This is a genomic window from Agrobacterium deltaense RV3 (genome assembly GCF_900013505.1).
GTDB classification, from domain to species: domain Bacteria; phylum Pseudomonadota; class Alphaproteobacteria; order Rhizobiales; family Rhizobiaceae; genus Agrobacterium; species Agrobacterium leguminum.
The window spans coordinates 1,141,226-1,159,087 of record NZ_LT009746.1 but is presented as its reverse complement, the minus strand read 5'-3'; the positions used below and the strand labels follow the sequence as shown (position 1 = coordinate 1,159,087).

17 protein-coding genes and 1 tRNA gene are annotated in these 17,862 nt (G+C 60.5%); 10 read left to right on the top strand and 8 right to left on the bottom strand.

All coding sequences use genetic code 11. From position 1 onward, the window contains the following. Positions 1-40: 40 nt before the first annotated feature. Entirely contained in the window at positions 41-1,345 is a 1,305-nt protein-coding gene (locus AGR7B_RS19710; RefSeq protein WP_162934252.1) for an MFS transporter, read from the bottom strand. A gap of 211 nt (positions 1,346-1,556) precedes the next feature. Between AGR7B_RS19710 and AGR7B_RS19705 the strand changes: the two genes are divergently transcribed. The 5 genes from AGR7B_RS19705 to AGR7B_RS19680 all read left to right on the top strand — a co-directional run bounded on the left by AGR7B_RS19705 (position 1,557) and on the right by AGR7B_RS19680 (position 7,168). Next, entirely contained in the window at positions 1,557-2,669 is a 1,113-nt protein-coding gene (locus tag AGR7B_RS19705; protein WP_080857650.1) for an RHE_PE00001 family protein, read from the top strand. Between the two features lie 247 nt (positions 2,670-2,916). Beyond that, positions 2,917-3,147 carry a helix-turn-helix domain-containing protein gene (locus AGR7B_RS19700; RefSeq protein ID WP_003522093.1) on the top strand — a complete coding sequence of 77 codons (231 nt, stop codon included), beginning with the start codon at positions 2,917-2,919 and terminating at the stop codon, positions 3,145-3,147. 231 nt (positions 3,148-3,378) lie between these two features. Continuing rightward, on the top strand, positions 3,379-4,629 hold the full coding sequence (locus AGR7B_RS19695; RefSeq protein ID WP_080857649.1) for an adenylate/guanylate cyclase domain-containing protein: 1,251 nt from the start codon (positions 3,379-3,381) through the stop codon (positions 4,627-4,629). A gap of 212 nt (positions 4,630-4,841) precedes the next feature. After that, positions 4,842-5,834, top strand: a complete 993-nt coding sequence (gene iolG / locus AGR7B_RS19685; RefSeq protein ID WP_080857648.1) for an inositol 2-dehydrogenase — start codon at positions 4,842-4,844, stop codon at positions 5,832-5,834. A 449-nt stretch (positions 5,835-6,283) separates the two neighbouring features. Continuing rightward, positions 6,284-7,168 carry a DMT family transporter gene (locus tag AGR7B_RS19680; RefSeq protein WP_080857647.1) on the top strand — a complete coding sequence of 295 codons (885 nt, stop codon included), beginning with the start codon at positions 6,284-6,286 and terminating at the stop codon, positions 7,166-7,168. A gap of 10 nt (positions 7,169-7,178) precedes the next feature. Here the strand turns inward: AGR7B_RS19680 and AGR7B_RS19675 are convergent, their stop codons facing one another. Both AGR7B_RS19675 and rocF read right to left on the bottom strand, forming a co-directional pair. After that, the gene (locus AGR7B_RS19675) at positions 7,179-8,234 is read right to left on the bottom strand and encodes an ornithine cyclodeaminase (protein WP_080857646.1); all 1,056 of its coding nucleotides are present in this window, start codon (positions 8,232-8,234) and stop codon (positions 7,179-7,181) included. 13 nt (positions 8,235-8,247) lie between these two features. Next, positions 8,248-9,168: an arginase gene (rocF, locus tag AGR7B_RS19670; RefSeq protein WP_080857645.1), complete on the bottom strand. Its 921-nt coding sequence runs from the start codon at positions 9,166-9,168 to the stop codon at positions 8,248-8,250. A gap of 129 nt (positions 9,169-9,297) precedes the next feature. Between rocF and AGR7B_RS19665 the strand changes: the two genes are divergently transcribed. Both AGR7B_RS19665 and AGR7B_RS19660 read left to right on the top strand, forming a co-directional pair. After that, positions 9,298-9,735: an Lrp/AsnC family transcriptional regulator gene (locus tag AGR7B_RS19665; protein WP_003508428.1), complete on the top strand. Its 438-nt coding sequence runs from the start codon at positions 9,298-9,300 to the stop codon at positions 9,733-9,735. Between the two features lie 123 nt (positions 9,736-9,858). Continuing rightward, positions 9,859-9,932 (top strand) — tRNA-Gln (locus tag AGR7B_RS19660). Between the two features lie 75 nt (positions 9,933-10,007). Here AGR7B_RS19660 and AGR7B_RS19655 read toward each other — a convergent pair. From AGR7B_RS19655 to bioB, 5 genes are read right to left on the bottom strand one after another with little or no spacing between them, the layout of a single operon-like run. Further along, positions 10,008-10,994: a 3-oxopimeloyl-[acyl-carrier-protein] synthase BioZ gene (locus tag AGR7B_RS19655; protein ID WP_080857644.1), complete on the bottom strand. Its 987-nt coding sequence runs from the start codon at positions 10,992-10,994 to the stop codon at positions 10,008-10,010. A gap of 56 nt (positions 10,995-11,050) precedes the next feature. Further along, the gene (locus tag AGR7B_RS19650) at positions 11,051-12,346 is read right to left on the bottom strand and encodes an adenosylmethionine--8-amino-7-oxononanoate transaminase (RefSeq protein ID WP_080857643.1); all 1,296 of its coding nucleotides are present in this window, start codon (positions 12,344-12,346) and stop codon (positions 11,051-11,053) included. Beyond that, on the bottom strand, positions 12,343-12,981 hold the full coding sequence (gene bioD / locus AGR7B_RS19645) for a dethiobiotin synthase (protein WP_078053692.1): 639 nt from the start codon (positions 12,979-12,981) through the stop codon (positions 12,343-12,345). Before bioD ends, AGR7B_RS19650 begins: the two co-directional genes overlap by 4 nt. Further along, entirely contained in the window at positions 12,978-14,123 is a 1,146-nt protein-coding gene (locus AGR7B_RS19640) for an 8-amino-7-oxononanoate synthase (RefSeq protein ID WP_080858178.1), read from the bottom strand. Before AGR7B_RS19640 ends, bioD begins: the two co-directional genes overlap by 4 nt. Continuing rightward, positions 14,120-15,154 carry a biotin synthase BioB gene (gene bioB / locus AGR7B_RS19635; protein ID WP_080857642.1) on the bottom strand — a complete coding sequence of 345 codons (1,035 nt, stop codon included), beginning with the start codon at positions 15,152-15,154 and terminating at the stop codon, positions 14,120-14,122. Before bioB ends, AGR7B_RS19640 begins: the two co-directional genes overlap by 4 nt. 233 nt (positions 15,155-15,387) lie before the next feature. Here bioB and AGR7B_RS19630 point away from each other — a divergent pair, with 233 nt between their 5' ends. From AGR7B_RS19630 to AGR7B_RS19620, 3 genes are all read left to right on the top strand, one after another. Further along, on the top strand, positions 15,388-15,834 hold the full coding sequence (locus tag AGR7B_RS19630) for an acetyltransferase (RefSeq protein ID WP_080857641.1): 447 nt from the start codon (positions 15,388-15,390) through the stop codon (positions 15,832-15,834). Between the two features lie 99 nt (positions 15,835-15,933). After that, on the top strand, positions 15,934-16,833 hold the full coding sequence (locus AGR7B_RS19625) for an AraC family transcriptional regulator (RefSeq protein ID WP_162934207.1): 900 nt from the start codon (positions 15,934-15,936) through the stop codon (positions 16,831-16,833). A gap of 85 nt (positions 16,834-16,918) precedes the next feature. Next, a complete protein-coding gene (locus AGR7B_RS19620; RefSeq protein WP_080857640.1) occupies positions 16,919-17,851 on the top strand; it encodes a hypothetical protein in 933 nt (310 codons plus the stop codon). Positions 17,852-17,862 lie beyond the last annotated feature (11 nt).

Sequence of the window (17,862 nt, the reverse complement as noted above, 5' to 3'; positions counted from 1 at the left end):
TCGGAAGGACGGGGCTTTTGCCGGTCTGGATGGCGGTCGCTCAATCCTCGTGGATATGGCTGTGATCGCGCGTATCGCGCATCTTCACATAAACCACCAGCGACAGGGCGATCATGATCGTCACATACCAGAAGAACCAGTTTTCGTGGCCGATCTGCTTGAACTTCAGGGCCACGAATTCCGCCGTTCCGCCGAATATGGTGTTCGCCAGCGCATAGGGCAGAGCCACGCCAAGCGCGCGGATATGGGCAGGGAACATTTCCGCCTTCACCACCGCATTGATGGAGGTATAGCCGGTGACGATCAACAGGCCGACCAGAACGAGGGCGAAAGCCATGATGGGATCGGTCGTCGTCGAAAGCATGCTGAAGATCGCATAGGTAAACAGCGTTCCGAGGATACCGAAGCCGACCATCAGCGGCTTGCGGCCGATCCTGTCGGACAGCGCACCCGCAATCGGCTGGCACAGCATGAAGACGAAGAGCGCCGCCGTGGTGATTTCCGTGGCGCTTTCCTTGCTGAAGCCGGAGGTGTTGACGAGGAATTTCTGCAGATAGGTCGTATAGGCATAAAAGGCGAGCGTGCCGCCGGAGGTGAGCGCCATGACCATCAGCGCTTCCCTTGGATAGTGCTTGAACAGCGCCCATCCGCTGGACTTCGGCTTGTCGGCAGCGCCGGTCTTGGCATTTTCGAAGGACTGCGTCTCGACAAGGCCGCGGCGGATATAAAACACCGCAATCGCCAGAAGGCCGCCAATGAAGAAGGGAATGCGCCAGCCCCAGGAGCCGAGCTGTTCCGGCGTCAGAACCCGCTGCAGCACCAGAAGTACCGCCAGCGCCAGAAGCTGACCGGAAATAAGCGTCACATACTGGAAACTGGAGAAGAAACCGCGGCGGTTCTTGCCGGCCATTTCGCTGAGATAGGTTGCGCTCGCGCCATATTCGCCGCCGACGCTGATGCCTTGCAGAAGCCTTGCGAAAACCAGAATGGCCGGCGCGGCAATGCCAATCGCCTCATGGCCGGGCGTAATCGCGATCAGCAGCGAGCCGAGACACATCAGCGTGACAGATAAGGTCAGGCCGGCCTTGCGGCCCTTGCGGTCGGCATAGGTGCCCATGAACCAGGCCCCGATGGGCCGCATCAGAAATCCGACGGCGAAAACGGCGGCTGCACTCAGAAGCTCGGCGGTCTGGTTTCCGGAAGGGAAAAACACCGGCGCGAAATAAAGGGTGAAGGCCGAATAAACGTACCAATCGTACCATTCGACGAGGTTGCCCGCCGATCCGCCGATAATGGATTTCAAACGGGTTTTCTGGTCCGGCGCGGTGGCGGGACCATTTGCCATAATATTCACGGGTAAACTCCAATTCATCTTCGTCTGGAGATGGAAGGGCGAACGGAAGGTGTGATAATTTGTCGCTCTCGGTGGGGGTATATACCCGTCATGTTGCAGTGCGCAAGTTTATACCGCATCGCAATATTGCCGAAAAACCAGCCAAACCCGCCCACCTGTGATCCGCCTTGTAAGCCGCCCGCGCTCAAACTAAAAAATATCAATGATTTACGATATATCGGACGTTCAGATTGAAAAGCTTCTCATTGCCGCCGCCCGTGCCGGCGAGGCGCTGGCGCGGCTGGACGAGCGGATCGACCGGTCACCGATGAAACACGGCTTCATCGAAAGACAGGATTTCACCGATGCGATTTCCTCCATGTGGGTGGATGGCGAACTCGTTCACATGGAAGATCTGGTGCTGCATGACGCGCATATGGATGTGCGCGCGCCAACCCATGAAATGACGGCGGCGCACCGGATTCTCCGCTCGAGACGGCTGATCTTTTCCAATCCCCCCGGCTGGGCCTTTACCGCGCCGGGCCTTTCAAGGCTACGCGGCAGGGCGGCACTTGCCCAAGCGCCAGAGCCTTCCAGACAAACGCTCGACCACGCCCGCGATGAAGACACCGACGAGGAGGTGGAGGAAACATCGCTGGATGGCGCTTTTTCCGAGCTGGATGCGCTTCTGGCGCGAAGCGCCGCAACGCTCGACGCGATCACCACCGGTAGCGCGCTTCCGCCAATGCACAGGGAGGAAAGCCATGCGATCATCAACGAACCCGACTGGGACGAGGATGAGCGGCTGAAAGAATGGTGGAACGTCTATGCGCGGACGGAGGAACTGCCGGCGATTCTTCGCACCGCCATCCTGCTCGACGCCTGGAACATGATCGAGGTGCTGCAACGCAGCCCCTGGCTCGGCCGGCTTCTGGCCTCCGCCTTTCTGCGCGACGGCGCCGTCACGCCCGATCACCTGCCGGCCCTCAGCGCCGGTCTCCGCGCGGTCCCGCGGGAGCGTCGGCACGCCCGAAACCAGACACAGCGGGTTCTCGCACTTCTCGACAGCTTTTACGAAGCGGCGCAGGTCGGCATGAAGGAACATGACCGGCTGGCCCATGCGCGTGAACGCATGATGCGCAAGCTGGCAGGCCGGCGTTCCTCCTCGCGCCTGCCGGAACTCGTGGAACTTGTCGTCTCCCGACCGGTGGTTTCCGCAGCGATGATCGTCAAGGAACTCGGCACCACACCGCAGGGCGCGATCGGGCTCGCCAACCAGCTGGAACTGCGGGAAGTGACCGGTCGCGGCCGGTTTCGCGCCTGGGGCATGCTCTAGCGAAAGCCCCGTCGCAAGAGCCCCGAAAAACGGCGGTATCTCGGCTTTTTTCCGGCAGAGGCGTGCCGCAGGAATGCAGCGATCACGAATCTTAACAAAATTTAACTATTGCGTAGGTCGATGAAGCCGCTATGTTCCTCGCTGCGTTGCAGCACCGATTTTCTTCTCCGGCAACGCGGTCGCATTCGGCCCGGCAACTTTTCTTTGCCGCCCGCATTTAAGTGTCCATTCTGAGGGAGATGCAATAATGACAATTTCAATCTCACAACCCGATTCCGATCACGAAACAGATGCTCCTTTTGCCAAAAAGGTTCTGACCGCGCGCAATCTCGCCGGATATACGGTCGAACAGCTTGCCGTGACCTGCGGCCTGACGACCAGCGAAATACGCGCGCTCGAAGACGGCACGGACAGCGATCCGCTGCGCATCAGACGCGTTGCCGCAGCTCTTCATATTCCTGTCGAAACCGTTATCTGATCCGCCTTAGCGATCATCAAAAATCTCAGCGCCGCCGGGGACGATGTTCCCGGGAACATCCGGGCGGCGCGCGTGGCCCGATGCCGCCTATCCCTTCCGGAACATTTTCCGCGCCCCTCTCTTAACATTTTCGTTATCCGGCACCACATGGGGTTCACGAGCGACCATGTTGGCCGAGTGCGACATGCGCCCCGCTTGTGCGAGAGCAGCAACAACCTCCGGAATCCTGCCATGACACTAAGTCTCGACACCGAAGAACGGGTTTCTTCAGCATTGGATGAATTGTGGCCAGCGGAAAAGACGGAAATTCTCGACTGGTTGATCACCGGCACCAAGGACGAACGCTTTATCGACGAAATATTCGTCGAGCTCTGCAACAGGCTGCGGGCGAGCGGAATTTCCGTGGCGCGGGGCGTGCTCGCTTTCCGCATTCGCCATCCGCAATGGCTTGGCGCGCGCATTCTGTGGAAAGCCGGCCTGTCCTCCGCCGAAATCGCCACCTATGGCTATGGGTCTGAAAATACGCCCGAATATCTGAACAGCCCTATCAACGACATTCACCAGGGCGCCGCCGAAGTCCGCCACCGGCTGAACGGAGACGACATCGATGAGCCCGGCTATACGATCTACGAAGACCTGCGGGCCGAGGGGCTGACCGATTATTGCGCATGGCCGATCGAGCACACCTTCGGCAAGCGCCATGTCGCCAGCTTCTCCAGCGACCGGCCCGGCGGTTTTTCCGACAGCGAAATCCTCGCGTTGAAAAACCTGCTTCCGGCGCTGGCGCTCGTCAGCGAAATACGCCTGAAGAACCGCATGACGCGCACCCTTCTGGAAACCTATGTGGGGCCGCATGCGGGCGAAAAAATCCTCAATGGCGCAACCACACGCGGCAGCGGCATGACGGTGGGCGCGGCGATCCTGATCTGCGACCTGCGCAATTTCACCCATATTTCCGACCTCTGGCCGCGCGACGATGTCATCGAGCTTCTGAACGGTTATTTCGATGCCATGTGCGATCCCATCGAGGAATTCGGCGGCGAAATCCTGAAATTCATGGGCGACGGGCTACTGGCGATTTTCCCGCTCAGCGATCCCAAGGCCTGCGAAAACCTGCTGAAAGCCATCGCCAGCGCGCAGAAGAGCCTCGTTGCGCTGAATGAAATCAATTGCCGCAAGGGCCACGATCCCCTGGGTTACGGCATCGGCGTGCATGTCGGCGATGTCATGTATGGCAATATCGGCTCGAAAACCCGCCTCGATTTCACCGTCATCGGCCCCGCCGTCAATATCGCCTCGCGGCTGGAAACGCTGACCAAGGAGACCGGGCGCAATGTGCTTTTCTCCGAGGAATTCGTACGCATGGCCGGATATCAGGGAAAGCTGGAAAATCTCGGCCCATGGCTGCTGCGCGGCCTCGAAACCCCGGTCGAAGTATACGCCCTGCCCCACAATGCGGCCCTGACAGCTTCGGCCGATTGATTATCGCTAGGGGCTTTTAACGACACCGGCCATCCGCGCCGCATGACCTTCCCGAAGAGCGATTTCGGCCGTCTGGATCATCGTCAAAACGCTTGACACGTCTGCAATGTCGATCTAGCAAAATGGAACATATATTCCATATCGAAACATTGCTTGCATTCATATTCTGTCTTTCCGGGAGTGAGGGACGGGTGTGAGAAACCGGAGGAAAGATGGTTACGAAATTGGCACTGCTCGGCGCTGGACGGATCGGCAAGGTCCACGCCAAGGCGATCACCACCGACAGCCGTGCGCAGCTGGTGGCCGTTGTGGACGCCATGGCCGGTGCTGCGGAAGCAATCGCCCGCGAGGCGCAGTGCAAGGTCAGCACGATCGATGAGGTTCTGGCCGACGAGACGATCGATGCCGTTATCATCTGCACCCCGACCAACACCCATGCCGACCTGATCGAGCGTTTCGCCCGCGCCGGCAAGGCGATCTTCTGCGAAAAGCCCGTCGATCTCGATGTCGCCCGCGCGGAAGCTTGCGCCAAGGTGGTCGAGGAAACCGGAGCGAAGGTGATGCTCGGTTTCAACCGCCGTTTCGACCCGCATTTCCAGGCCGTTCACAAGGCAATCGATGATGGCCGCATCGGCAAGGTGGAAATGGTGACCATCACCAGCCGCGACCCCGGCCCGCCGCCGGCCGAATATATCAAGGTCTCCGGCGGCATTTTCCGCGACATGACCATTCATGATTTCGATATGGCCCGTTTCCTGCTCGGCGAGGAAGTGGAAAGCGTGTTTGCCACCGGTTCCGTCCTCGTCAATCCGGAGATCGGCGCGCTGGGTGATTTCGACAGCGCCAGCATCATCCTGACGACAAAAAGCGGCAGACAGGCGATCATTTCGAATTCCCGCCGCGCGACCTATGGTTACGACCAGCGCATCGAAGTGCACGGTTCGCTCGGTTCGGCCGCGGCCGAAAACCAGCGTCCGGTTTCCATCGAAATCGCCAATGCGGACGGCTACACCCGCCCGCCGCTGCATGATTTCTTCATGACGCGTTATACGGCCGCCTATGCCGCGGAAATCACCGCCTTTATCGACAGCATCGAAAACAACGTCGCGCCGTCGCCCTCCATCAAGGACGGTCTGATCGCGCTGAAACTGGCCGATGCCGCACTGAAATCCGCGACCTCGAAGACGGCCGTGAAGATCGGCTGAAGCCACAACCGGGACGCTGAGCGTCTTGCTGAACCTTCTCTCCGCCGCGCAATTGTTGACGGCGGACAGCCCTGCCTGTCCCAAAGCCCTCGGCAGCAGGCTCACATCATACTAGCTCTACGCCGACCTGCGGAGCGGCGTGCCCACCGCCCTCATTCCTGTGCTCGTCACAGGAATCCAGCCGACGCGCGTCTGCACGGCGAGAAAAACTCCTTTCAGCCCAATGACTTGGGCTGGCTGAATCCCTGTGACAGGCACAGGGATGAGGAGAGAATGCAGCAAAAGCATGCTCCAGCAATCGCCCCTTTAAAACGCAGCTTCCACACTTGCATGGCAGCTATTCGGAAAATAAGGTTGTCTGACAAGGTACGGCCGTAACATATGGCTGTTACCCACCTCATTCACCCCGAATACTCTTTTGCCGGCGGCAGTCGGATAGCGGTTTTTTCATGCCATCACCCCGGACCGGCTTTCTTTATGCGCTTGTCGCTTTCACGATCTTTGCGGCGCAGGATGGCATATCGAAACATCTGGGCAGCGCCTATCCGCCGGTTTTTATCGCCATGCTGCGATACTGGGCCTTTGCCGTCTTCGTTCTTTTGATGGCCGCAAGGTCGGCGGGCGGCATTCGGGGCGCCGTCATGGCCAACCGTCCCTGGCTGCAGATCGGCCGCGGCGTGCTTCTCGCCGTACAGATCGTCATTTCGATCTTTTCTTTCGCCGTCGTCGGGCTGGCGCACAGCCATTCCATCCTTGCCTCCGCACCGCTGATCGTTGCGGCGCTGTCCATGCCTTTGCTGGGAGAACATGTGGGCTGGCGGCGCTGGAGCGCCATTTTTGTCGGCTTCATCGGCGTTCTCGTCATCCTCAAGCCGGAGGGCGACGGTTTCGACAACCGGCTGATTATCACCTTCGTGGCCACCTTCATGCTGGCGCTCTACAGCGTCCTGACCCGCCTCGGCAGCAAAAGCGATTCGGCGATGACAAGCTTCTTCTACACCGGCGTGGCCGGTGCGGCGGCCCTGACGCTGGTCGGTCCGTTTTATTGGGTCAGCATCGAGCCGCAGAATTGGGGCTGGATGCTGGCGCTGTGCATTACCGGCATGAGCGGCCATTATTGCCTGATAAAGGCGTTCGAACTGGCGGATGCAGCCTCCGTGCAGCCCTTTTCCTATTATCAGCTGGTGCTCGTCTCCATCATCGGCGTCACCGTCTATGGCGAAGTGGTGACGTCCAACATGGTCATCGGTGCAGCGATCGTCATTGCCGCCGGCCTCTTCACCATCTGGCGCGAACATGTGGTTGCCCGCAAGAGCCGCCGGGAGACGAAATAGGCAGAAAACCCTAGACGAGAGCCGCCTCACACCGCAGCAGCATCCCGAACAAGTCACGCGGCTCATCCGGATCAGCCAGCAGATCGAGCTCCGTATAAAGCCCGGTGGATGGCAGCTTCGAGCGCACGTAACGCAACGCCGAAAAATCTTCCGTCGCGAAGCCGACGCTGTCGAACAGCGTGATCTGTCGCTCACTTGCCCGCCCCTGCTTTTCAGCGGTTATGACCTGCCAAAGCTCGATGACGGGATAATCCGCCGGCAATTGCTGGATTTCACCTTCAATGCGCGTCTGCGGCGGATATTCGACGAAAATATCGGATCGAAGCAGAATATCCCGGTGCAACTCCGTCTTGCCGGGGCAATCGCCGCCGACGGCGTTGATGTGAATGCCGGGCCCGACCATGTTGTCGGTCAGGATCGTCGCATATTGCTTGTCGGCGGTGACGGTCGTGATGATATCCGCCCCTTCGACCGCTTCCTGTGCACTCTCACAGATCTTGATGGCAAAACCCTGCCCGGCGAGATTGCGGGCGCATTTTTCGCTGGCGGACGGGTCGATATCGAATAGCCGCAGCGTGTCTATGCCAAGAATCGCCTTGAAGGCGCGCGCCTGGAATTCGCTCTGGGCGCCATTGCCGATGACGGCCATGGAGCGGGAATTCTTGCGGGCGAGATATTTTGCGGCGACAGCGGAGGTGGCGGCGGTGCGCAGCGCCGTCAGGATGGTCATCTCGGTCAGAAGCAGCGGATAACCGTTACCGACATCGGAAAGCACACCGAAAGCCGTCACCGTCTGGCGGCCTTCCTTCATGTTCTTCGGATGGCCGTTGACATATTTGAAGCCGTAAAGCGTGCCATCGCTGGTCGGCATCAATTCAATGACGCCTTCCTTCGAATGCGAGGCGATGCGCGGCGTCTTGTCGAAGCTTTCCCAACGGCGGAAATCCTCTTCCACCGCCTCGGCAAGCTCGCGCAGGAACGTATCGATGCCGACGCGCAGCACGAGTTTCATCATGTGATCGACGCTGACGAAGGGCACGATATTGAGGTTCGGTATCATGTTCATCGCATCACCCCTTTCAGCCGGCCCGTGTCGGGCGGTCCATGACCCGCTTGCCCATCAGGCTGGCGGCGAGATCCACCATCAGCGTCGCGGTTCTGCCGCGCTCGTCGAGAAACGGGTTGAGTTCCACCAGATCGAGACTGCAGACCAGCCCGCTATCATGCAGCATTTCCATGACCAGATGCGCCTCGCGGAACGTCGCACCGCCCGGAACCGTGGTGCCGACGGCCGGCGCGATGGACGGCTCGAGAAAGTCGACATCGAGACTGACATGCAAAAGCCCGTTTGCCGCCTGAACCCGTGCCAGAAACGCCCGCAGCAGAACGGCGACGCCATGCTCGTCGATCGAGCGCATGTCGTGCACGGTGATGCCGCTCTTTTCCAGCGCGGCCCTTTCGGCCGGATCCACACTGCGGATGCCGATCATGCCGATATTGTCTTCCGGAACCGCATGGGAAAGCGGTGGGAAATACCCGGCAAATCCCTCTCGCCCACTGAAATAGGCGACCGGCGTGCCGTGCAGATTGCCGCTGCGCGTCGTCTCAAGCGTATGATAATCGGTATGGGCATCGAGCCAGAGCACGAAAAACGGCCGGCCGGTCTCTGCCACCCGGCGCGCCATGCCGGCGACTGTCCCCGCGGAAATCGCATGGTCGCCTCCGAGAAAGATCGGCACGGCATCCGCGCTTTCACGATAGGCAGCCTCCGTCAGAGCCTCGGTCCAGGCCACGGTTTCAGACAGATGATGCACGGCGGGATTGGGATGATTAAATTCGCGGAAGGTCGCCGGCGTCACATTGCCGGTATCGACAACGCGATGCCCCAGTTCTTCAAGGGCACGAGCAAGCCCCGCGACGCGATAGGCGCTCGGCCCCATCTCGCATCCCAATTGCCCGGCCCCGATTTGCAGCGGCGCACCGATCAACCTGATTTCCATTCCCATCCTCGCTTTCCTGCCAACAAGACCAGTTCACCACAGTGATCTGGCGAAATGAACATCAAATATTGGCAATATTATCGAAATAAGCTATCGATCTGGTAAAATTGATTTACCGAATTGGTCATCATGGACAATCTCGACGAGCGGCTCATCACCCTTTTGCGACACAATGGCAGGCGCAGCATTTCCGATCTCGCAATCGAGACGGAAACCTCGCGTGCGACGGTGCGCTCACGCATCGAAAGAATGGAGAATGACGGCACCATCATCGGTTATACCGTCATTTTGCGCGCCGATGCGGTGGAGGCCGCGATCCGCGGCATCATGATGATCGAGATTGAAGGCCATGTGACGGACCGCGTCATCCGCACCCTTGGCGGTTTTCCGGAAATCTCTGAAATCCACAGCACCAACGGCCGCTGGGACCTGATCGTGGAACTCAACGCCGCCACGCTCAGCGATTTCGACGCGGTACTGCGCCGCATCCGCCTGGTGCCCGGCATCACCGGCAGCGAGACCAGCCTTTTGCTCTCCACCCCACGCTCCACCCGGGCACGGCTTTGAACCGAGGAGCAAAACGCAAAACAGGGATAAAACGCATTTTTCGATTTTTTCGACTTGCGCCCCGGAATAAATCATCTATATGACGACCCACCAAAGCGAACGCGCCACGCGCTTTAAAGCTTTTGGGGAATAGTTCAATGGTAGAACAGCGGACTCTGACTCCGTCGATCTTGGTTCGAATCCAGGTTCCCCAGCCAAATTTCTCCAAATAAAATCAGCTTCTTGAGTTTTGGATATCGCATGGCATCGCGACGTCCCGTGCCCGGCATCGTTCACCCGCGATAGACCACAGCTCCACCCGTCATACCGGCACCGGCGGCCGTCAAAAGCAGGGTTTCGCCTTCCGCGAGAGGCCTTTCGGCATTGGTGACGGAGAGCGAAAGCGGAATGGTGGCAGCGGAGGAATTGCCGAAGGTTTCTATGGTGCGAACCGTCTTTTCCCTGTCAATGCCGAGATTGCCGCAGACGGCGTCGAACATGCGGGCATTGGCCTGATGGGGCACGAAACGGTCGATATCGGTTGCTGTCATTCCGGCTTCAAGCAGCACCCTTTGCGAGGTCTCGGTCATCAGCGCCACGGCACGGGAGAATACTTCGCGGCCGTCACGCATCGTCATCAGCACCTCCTCAGTCGATGTATCGGCAGAGAATGGCTGGCTGCTGCCTCCCGCCGCTATCTGGATCAGATCGTAACCGTCGCCATCCGCAACGAGATCGGCTGACAAAAGCCCACGCTGCGCCTCGCGGCAGGGCTTGAGGACGACGGCGCCGGCGGCATCGGCGAACAGGACCGCGCTTGCCCTTTCCGCCGGATTGATACGGCGGCTCAATATATTGGCGGCAACGATGAGGACGGCGCGGCCGTGGGCGCGGACAAAGCCATCCGCAAGGGTGAGCGCATAAAGAAAGCCGGAACAGGCCCCGGCGAGATCGATCGCGCCGGATCGGGCAAGGCCCAGCCTGTGGGCGAGCAGCGGCGCCGAGGGCGGCAAGAGGTGATCCGGCGTGGAAGTCGCAAGCAGCGTCAGAGCAATGTCGTCGGAGCCGATTTCGGCGTCTTCCAGCGCCATGCGGCCGGCGCTCGCGGCAAGGCCGCTCAGAGTGTCGCCCTCTTGCGCCCAATAACGCGTGCGGATGCCGGTGCGCCGCTCGATCCAGCCGGCTTCCAGCCCGAGACTGGTCTCTATCTCGGCATTGTCGACGCATCGTGACGGAACGGCATGACCAAAACCGGCCATGCGGGAAGAACGGGTCTGCATTGTCAGGACTTTCGGAAACGGTTCTGGAACAGGCTGAACATGGCCACACCCCGTTTTCACGCGATGCCGAGCGCGCGCGATTTTAGCGAAGCGGTTTCGGTGACGATCCCGGCCACCTCATCAATGGCGTCAAAGGCGCTGGCCAGATCTTCCGCCGTCGAACAATAGGGCGGCATCAGGTAAAGCACATTACCGAGCGGGCGGATGACGAACCCGCGCTCGCGGAACAGTTGCCGCATGCGCGGCCCCGCCTCGGCGAGATACCCGCCGGCGGGCACCACGAGATCGAGGGCCGCGATGGTCCCCATCTGCCGGATGCCGGTGAAACGCCGGTCATCCGCAAATCGCCGGAGATTGTCACGCAGCACCCGTTGCAATTGCCCGATGCGTTGAAGCACGGGCTCATCCCGCCAGACCTGAAGATTGGCGACGGCCGCGGCGCAGGCAATCGGATTGGCCGTATAGGAACTGGAATGGAAAAAGGTCTTGCGACGATCCGTCGAAAAATGCGCGTCGAAAATCTCCGCACTGCACAGCGTTGCCGCCAGCGGCAGGGAGCCGCCGGTCAGGCCCTTGGAGGTGCAGAGAATATCCGGTGAAATGCCGGCCTGTTCGCAGGCGAACATGGTTCCGGTTCTGCCCCAGCCCGTCATCACCTCGTCTACAATGACGAGGCAGCCATGGCGTTCGGCGATCTGTTTCAGCCCGGCCAGAACATCCGCGCCGTAAATCCTCATGCCGCCGGCCCCAAGCACCAGCGGCTCAGCCAACAGGGCAGCGATACGGCCTGAACGACAGAAGTTTTCGAACATGTCCAGCGTGCGCTGTTCGCTGCCCGCTTCCGGAAAAGCCAGCCGGTCGACACCGAAGAGCAGCGGTTCGTAAGCGGCATTAAAGACACCGCGCTCACCGGTCGACATGGTGCCGATGGTATCGCCGTGATAGCCATGCTCCATCACCACGATACGGTCGAGCTTTTCTCCGCGATTGTGGAAATATCCCAGCGCCATTTTCAGCGCCACCTCAACCGCCGTCGAGCCGCTATCGGAATAAAACACATGGCTTAGCCCGGCGGGCGCAAGCTCGATCAGCCCGCGCGCCAGCGTTTCGGCGGGTTCATGGGAGAACTCGGCGAAAATGACCTGGTCGAAGGCCTCTGTCGCGGCGCGGATGGCTGCCATGATCGCCGGATGCCGGTGCCCGTGGGTGATGACCCACCAGGAGGAAATGGCGTCAAACAGGCGATTGCCGTCTTCATCGACGAGAAATGCGCCTTCCGCTGATACGACGTGTTTCATTAGCGGTTCCAGCCCATGCTGGGTGAAGGGATGCCAGACAGGGGAACGGCTCATGCCGGCGCCTCCAGAAAATCAGCGAGATTGAAGTGTCGGGCAAATGCCCGATGCAGCACCTCTGATGTCATCTCCGGCAGGCACGGCAGACGGCCGAGCAGGCGAATGGCGCCGATATTGGCGATGACGCGCTCATTTTCCCGGTTCTCATGGCCGATGAAGACCACGCCCTGCACGGGAATGGCGCGGTGCCGCAACGCCTCGAGCGAGAGCAGCGTGTGGTTGATGGTGCCGAGAGACGTTCTTGCGCAGAGCACAAGCGGAATTTGCCAGCGGGCGAAGATATCGGCGAAGAGCACCGTGTCGGTCAGCGGCACCAGAAGCCCGCCCGCCCCCTCGATCACCAGCGGTCCATCCGTTTGCGGCGGCAGCAGCAGCGTGGGGTCGATCGTTACATTCTCGAGGCGGGCCGATAGATGCGGCGAAGCCGGCATTTTCAGGCGATAGGCCTCTGGCAGGATGCGCGCACGCGGCACGCCACCCAGCCGTTCCACCGTCTCGCTGTCTGTTTCTTCCTCCAGCCCGGATTGCACGGGTTTCCAGTAACAAGCCTGCAGGGCATGGGTCAGCGCTGCGGAAAAAACCGTCTTGCCGATGCCCGTATCGGTGCCGGAGATAACGAAACGAGGGCTCATCTTCGCTCCTCCGCCAAGGAAAGGGCAAGCAGCTCAATCATATCGGCGATCTGGCTCTCATCCACATTGAGCGTAATGGCGATGCGCAGGCGCGCCGTGCCCTCTGGCACCGTCGGCGGGCGGATCGCGCGTACATCGAAACCGCCCTCCCGCAGATGCGCGGCGACACGAAGCGAACGGGCATTGTCACCGATCATCGCCGGCAGGATTTGCGAGCCGCTGGGCGCAACGCCGAGCCGGGAGCGAAGCTCCTCGCCGGCAAAGTTTACCAGCTCCGCCAGCCGCAGGCGTCGCCACGGTTCATCGGCGACGATGCGCAGGGCTTCCCGCACCGCGGCCGCCATCAGCGGCGAAGGCGCGGTCGAATAGATGAAACCGCGGGCGCGGTTGACGAGGTAATCGGCAAGCACTGCCGGCAGGCTCAAAAGCGCGCCGGAGAGACCGAGCGCCTTGCCGCAGGTGTGCAATGCCACCACATTGCCCCGGCCTTCCAGCTCCGCGGCAAACCCGCGCCCGCCGGGGCCGAAAACACCGGTGGCATGGGCCTCATCGACGACAAGGAAGCCTCCGTGTTTCCCGGCAAGATCAGCCAGGGCCGAAAGGGGCGCACGGTCGCCATCCATGGAATAGAGGCTTTCGATGGCGATCCACGGCCGGCCGCGGCCACCCTCCTGCCGCCAGCGGATAATTTCCCGTTCGAATGCCTCGATCTGATTATGCGGCACGGCAATCGCCTTCGCCTTGCCGGCCGCGATACCGTCATGGACGCTGGCATGGATCAGGGCGTCGTGAAGAACGAGGTCTTCCCGCAGCGGCAATGTGGAGAACAGCGCGACATTGGCGGCAAAACCGCTGCCGAAATAGATCGCTTTTTCCGCTCGGAAAAATGCCGCTGCTTCCGCTTCCAGCGCCTCATGTTCGCGGTGGTTGCCACGCAGCAGCCGCGAGCCGCCGGCCCCCACCGGCACGCCCCTTCCGATGGCGTCGGGAAATGCCGCCTTCAGCCGGGGCGAATCGGCAAGGCCAAGATAGTCATTGGAGGTGAAATCGATCCCCTGTTGAGGAGCGAGCGCGCGCAGCCGCGATTTGCGCTCCAGGCCTGCAAGCTTCGCCTCATAGGGAGAGAGGGCCGCGAGGTTCACCGGCACCCTCCCGCCTCCCCAGACTGCAATTCCGTGGACTGCAGTTCCATCGGCTTCAGGCCAAGACGGCGGAAAAGCGCCGTGTCGTGGTCCTCACCCGGATTATCCGCCGTCAGCAGGGTTTCGCCGATGAAGATGGAGTTGGCGCCGGCCAGGAAACAGAGCGCCTGCGTCTCATCGCTCATCTCCGTGCGCCCGGCCGAGAGCCGCACATGCGAACGCGGCATGAGGATGCGCGCCAGCGCGATGGTGCGGACGAAATCGATCGGATCGACGGGATCGGCCTTGGCCAGCTTCGAGCCGGGGATCGGGATCAGCAGGTTGATCGGCACGCTTTCCGGCGGCACCGGCAGGTTGGCGAGCGTCACCAGCATCGAGATCCGGTCTTCCACCGTTTCCCCCATGCCGAGAATGCCGCCCGCGCAGACCTTGATGCCGGCATCACGGACATTGGCGAGCGTTTCCAGCCGGTCCTCGAAGGTGCGGGTGGTGATGATCTGCGAATAGAACCGCTCGGAAGTGTCGACGTTGTGGTTGTAGTAGTCGAGACCGGCATCGGCCAGCCGCTCGGATTGCTCCGGCGTCAGCATGCCGAGCGTCATGCAGGTTTCCATGCCGAGCGCCTTCACGCCCTCGACCATGGCCACCACGGCCTCCATGTCGCGCTCCTTGGGATTGCGCCAGGCAGCACCCATGCAATAACGCGTCGCGCCGCCCTCCTTCGCCTTGCGCGCCTCAGCCAGCACCCGCTCCACTTCCATGAGTTTGGAGGCCTTAAGGCCGGTGGGGTTGCGGGCGGACTGGCTGCAATAGCTGCAATCCTCCGGGCAGCCGCCGGTCTTGATGGATAAAAGCCGGCTCATCTGGATGGCATTGGGATCGAAATGACAGCGATGCACACGCTGGGCGCGGAACAGGAGATCGTTAAACGGCAAATTATAGATAATTTTGGCTTCTTCGAGCGACAAGCCGTTGCCGAAACCCCCAGCCGGAGCTGGATTTCTGTCGATTTGCGTGACGATCTGATCCATCTGCCGATCTTTCCCTCAAAATAAATAGATAGAAGTTCTTTTTATCTATTTTTTTCGAACCGTCTTTTGCAAGCACTTTTTTCGAGAAAAATTTTTCGGCAGGAGAGAGGGCGACATATGCGAGGATCGGAATCGCCGGCTTTAACGCTGAAATTCATTGAATCCGCACGCGCTCACGGAAAAGATCGGGTCGGCCCATGGCGTGAAAAGTCCGCCCTTGCTAAGGGTGAGGCATGATCACACTTCGTCCCTCCGAGAGCCCCGACGCTTCCCGCATCCTCGACATATGGAGCAAAGCAGTCGACGCCACCCATGGGTTCCTTCTGCCGGCGGATCGCGTCGCGATCGGGGAGGAAGTCGAAGCTTTTCTGCCGCGGGCGTCGCTCACGCTGGCGGTCGATGTTTCTGATCGCCCCCTCGGTTTCATGTTTCTGCATGAAGGGCACATGGAGGCGCTTTTCATCGATCCGGACCATCACGGCCAGGGCATCGGCAAGGTTCTGGTTCAGCGGGCGCTTGCGCTCCACCCCGCACTAACCACGGACGTCAACGAACAGAACGCCGCGGCCATGGGGTTTTACCGCCGGCTGGGATTCGAACCGACGGGACGCTCCGATCTCGACGGACAGGGGCGACCCTATCCGCTCGTTCATCTTCGATTTCGCGCAACGGAAAAATAGGCCGCAGGGATCGTCGGGGAGGATCAAGCCACGAACACCATAGTCCGCTTCGCAACCGACGATTTTCTGCCCGAACACCGCTTCGACCAATGGCGCGAAGTGCGCGGCAAAAGCCTGTTTGGCGTGACAATCGAGCTTGCGCGGGATCTCCGCCACAGCTTCCGGGGTTCGTTTCAGGCGCGCGCCGTCGCCGGCGCCGTGGTGACCGAGATGCGTGCTTCCTCTTACCGGGTGAACCGCACCGAAGCCGATATTGCCCGCATTGCCGGCGACAGCCTCTGCATCGGCCTGCAGGTCAGGGGCTCCGGCTTTCTGCATGCCGGTAAAAATCAGGTTCACGCGGTTGGCGGTGGCGATATCACCATCAACTATTCCGACTTGCCCTATGATGCGATACCGGGAAACGAGGCGGATTTTCACTACAGGATGCTGAAGATCCCCGTGGATTACCAGGTCATGCTCGGTCAGGCCACCGATGACCTGTTTGCGACGCGTTATGCGGAAAACAACAGTTTCTCCCTGCCCTTCCGGGCCCTCTTCAATGCGCTGAACGCCGACCCCGGCAGGCTCATCGATCCCGCCCGCGATGTCACCCATATCGCCCGGCTTGCCATGACGGCGCGCGGGCGGCTTTCGCCCGCCATGCCGGAGGTTCGCGCCGCGCTCAGGACCGGGCTCTGTTATGCGGCACAGGACATCATGATACGGAAAAAATCCCGGCAGAACCTGACCCCTGCCGCCGTCGCAAGGGAACTGGGCATTTCGCTTCGGCAATTGCATGTGGTTTTCGAGGGTGCCGAACTGTCGTTTTCCCGCACGCTCTCCTCCATGCGGATAGAGGAAGCGAAACGGTTGCTGCTGGCATTCCCCGCCTTGCCGGTCACGCAGATCGCCTATGGCTGCGGCTTCGACAGCCTCGCTACTTTCTACAGGGTATTTGCCGGCACCTATGGCATGACGCCCGGCGACGCCCGCGCTGCGGATATGCCGCCGGCTTAAAATTTCACCTCTGCGCGCAATGAGAAGACGCGCCATTTCAGCTCCTGTAAGGGCGATTGGATTATCCCATCCCGGAGCGCGGCCAATGACCAATTTTTTCGATTTTGCGATCTCCCGGTTGCCGACCGCGACAGCCGATTGCCGCAGGCCAGCGCCCGGCGAAATAGAGGCGATGCTGCAAAAAGAACCCTTCGCGGCGGCGCTGCGTCTGCTGGCGGGAAGTTTCATCGCCCTTTACGAAGGCTCGCCCGAGATGACCGCGCTTTTTGCGACACGCCAGAGCCGGCTTCTTTCTCACGCGCTTCTGGCGCTCTATTTTCAGAAATGCGGCGCCCATGAAACAGGAGCGGGAGAAGCCGCCCTGACGCGGGAAGATTTCGGCCATCTGGCGCTTCGGCATGGGCTCGCCAGCCATAGTGTCGCTTATGCCTTCTTCAAAGAGGCGCTGAAACGCGGAATGACACGCCCGGCAGACCAATCCAGCAATGGGCCCGGCAATGGGGTCGTGCCTTCAGCCCCGGCGCTGGCGATGCTCGCCCAATGGTACGACGTGCATTTTCAGGCGCTGGATCTGCTCGACGAGGGCTTCAGGGCATCACGTTTCATCAAGCGGTCGGAGGCCATGCTTCCCCATATCCACCCCTGCGTATCGCAGGCGTTTCTGTCGCATCCGGAGGTGCGCTGCCCCGGCCCGCTCTCCATCATCTTCAACTGGTTCGATGCCGGCGGACTGCTGATGGACCGCCTTATCGCCGGCATCGACTGGGAAAGGCCGACCGAACAGGGCAGGCGCCTGACTGATGTGGAAACCGTGACGCAACTGGCGACATCCCTCTCCCTGTCGCGTATCCACATCGGCCGTAAGCTAGCGGCGGCCGAACTGATCGGCGGCATCGGCTGGAGCGGACGACGCGGCCGCTCCGCGCTCTGGATTTCGCAGGGTTTTTACGAGGAATATGCCCGCATGCAGGCCCGCAAGCTCCTTATTCTCGATGAAGCCTTCATCGACTTCGCGTAAGGTGCGGGCAG

What these genes read in the sequence shown, in the direction of transcription:
- AGR7B_RS19710 (WP_162934252.1), bottom strand. Translation starts at nt 1,345, where the DNA reads ATGGCAAATGGTCCCGCCACCGCGCCGGACCAGAAAACCCGTTTGAAA.
- AGR7B_RS19705 (WP_080857650.1), top strand. Translation starts at nt 1,557, where the DNA reads ATGATTTACGATATATCGGACGTTCAGATTGAAAAGCTTCTCATTGCC.
- AGR7B_RS19700 (WP_003522093.1), top strand. Translation starts at nt 2,917, where the DNA reads ATGACAATTTCAATCTCACAACCCGATTCCGATCACGAAACAGATGCT.
- AGR7B_RS19695 (WP_080857649.1), top strand. Translation starts at nt 3,379, where the DNA reads ATGACACTAAGTCTCGACACCGAAGAACGGGTTTCTTCAGCATTGGAT.
- iolG (WP_080857648.1), top strand. Translation starts at nt 4,842, where the DNA reads ATGGTTACGAAATTGGCACTGCTCGGCGCTGGACGGATCGGCAAGGTC.
- AGR7B_RS19680 (WP_080857647.1), top strand. Translation starts at nt 6,284, where the DNA reads ATGCCATCACCCCGGACCGGCTTTCTTTATGCGCTTGTCGCTTTCACG.
- AGR7B_RS19675 (WP_080857646.1), bottom strand. Translation starts at nt 8,234, where the DNA reads ATGAACATGATACCGAACCTCAATATCGTGCCCTTCGTCAGCGTCGAT.
- rocF (WP_080857645.1), bottom strand. Translation starts at nt 9,168, where the DNA reads ATGGAAATCAGGTTGATCGGTGCGCCGCTGCAAATCGGGGCCGGGCAA.
- AGR7B_RS19665 (WP_003508428.1), top strand. Translation starts at nt 9,298, where the DNA reads ATGGACAATCTCGACGAGCGGCTCATCACCCTTTTGCGACACAATGGC.
- AGR7B_RS19655 (WP_080857644.1), bottom strand. Translation starts at nt 10,994, where the DNA reads ATGCAGACCCGTTCTTCCCGCATGGCCGGTTTTGGTCATGCCGTTCCG.
- AGR7B_RS19650 (WP_080857643.1), bottom strand. Translation starts at nt 12,346, where the DNA reads ATGAGCCGTTCCCCTGTCTGGCATCCCTTCACCCAGCATGGGCTGGAA.
- bioD (WP_078053692.1), bottom strand. Translation starts at nt 12,981, where the DNA reads ATGAGCCCTCGTTTCGTTATCTCCGGCACCGATACGGGCATCGGCAAG.
- bioB (WP_080857642.1), bottom strand. Translation starts at nt 15,154, where the DNA reads ATGGATCAGATCGTCACGCAAATCGACAGAAATCCAGCTCCGGCTGGG.
- AGR7B_RS19630 (WP_080857641.1), top strand. Translation starts at nt 15,388, where the DNA reads ATGATCACACTTCGTCCCTCCGAGAGCCCCGACGCTTCCCGCATCCTC.
- AGR7B_RS19620 (WP_080857640.1), top strand. Translation starts at nt 16,919, where the DNA reads ATGACCAATTTTTTCGATTTTGCGATCTCCCGGTTGCCGACCGCGACA.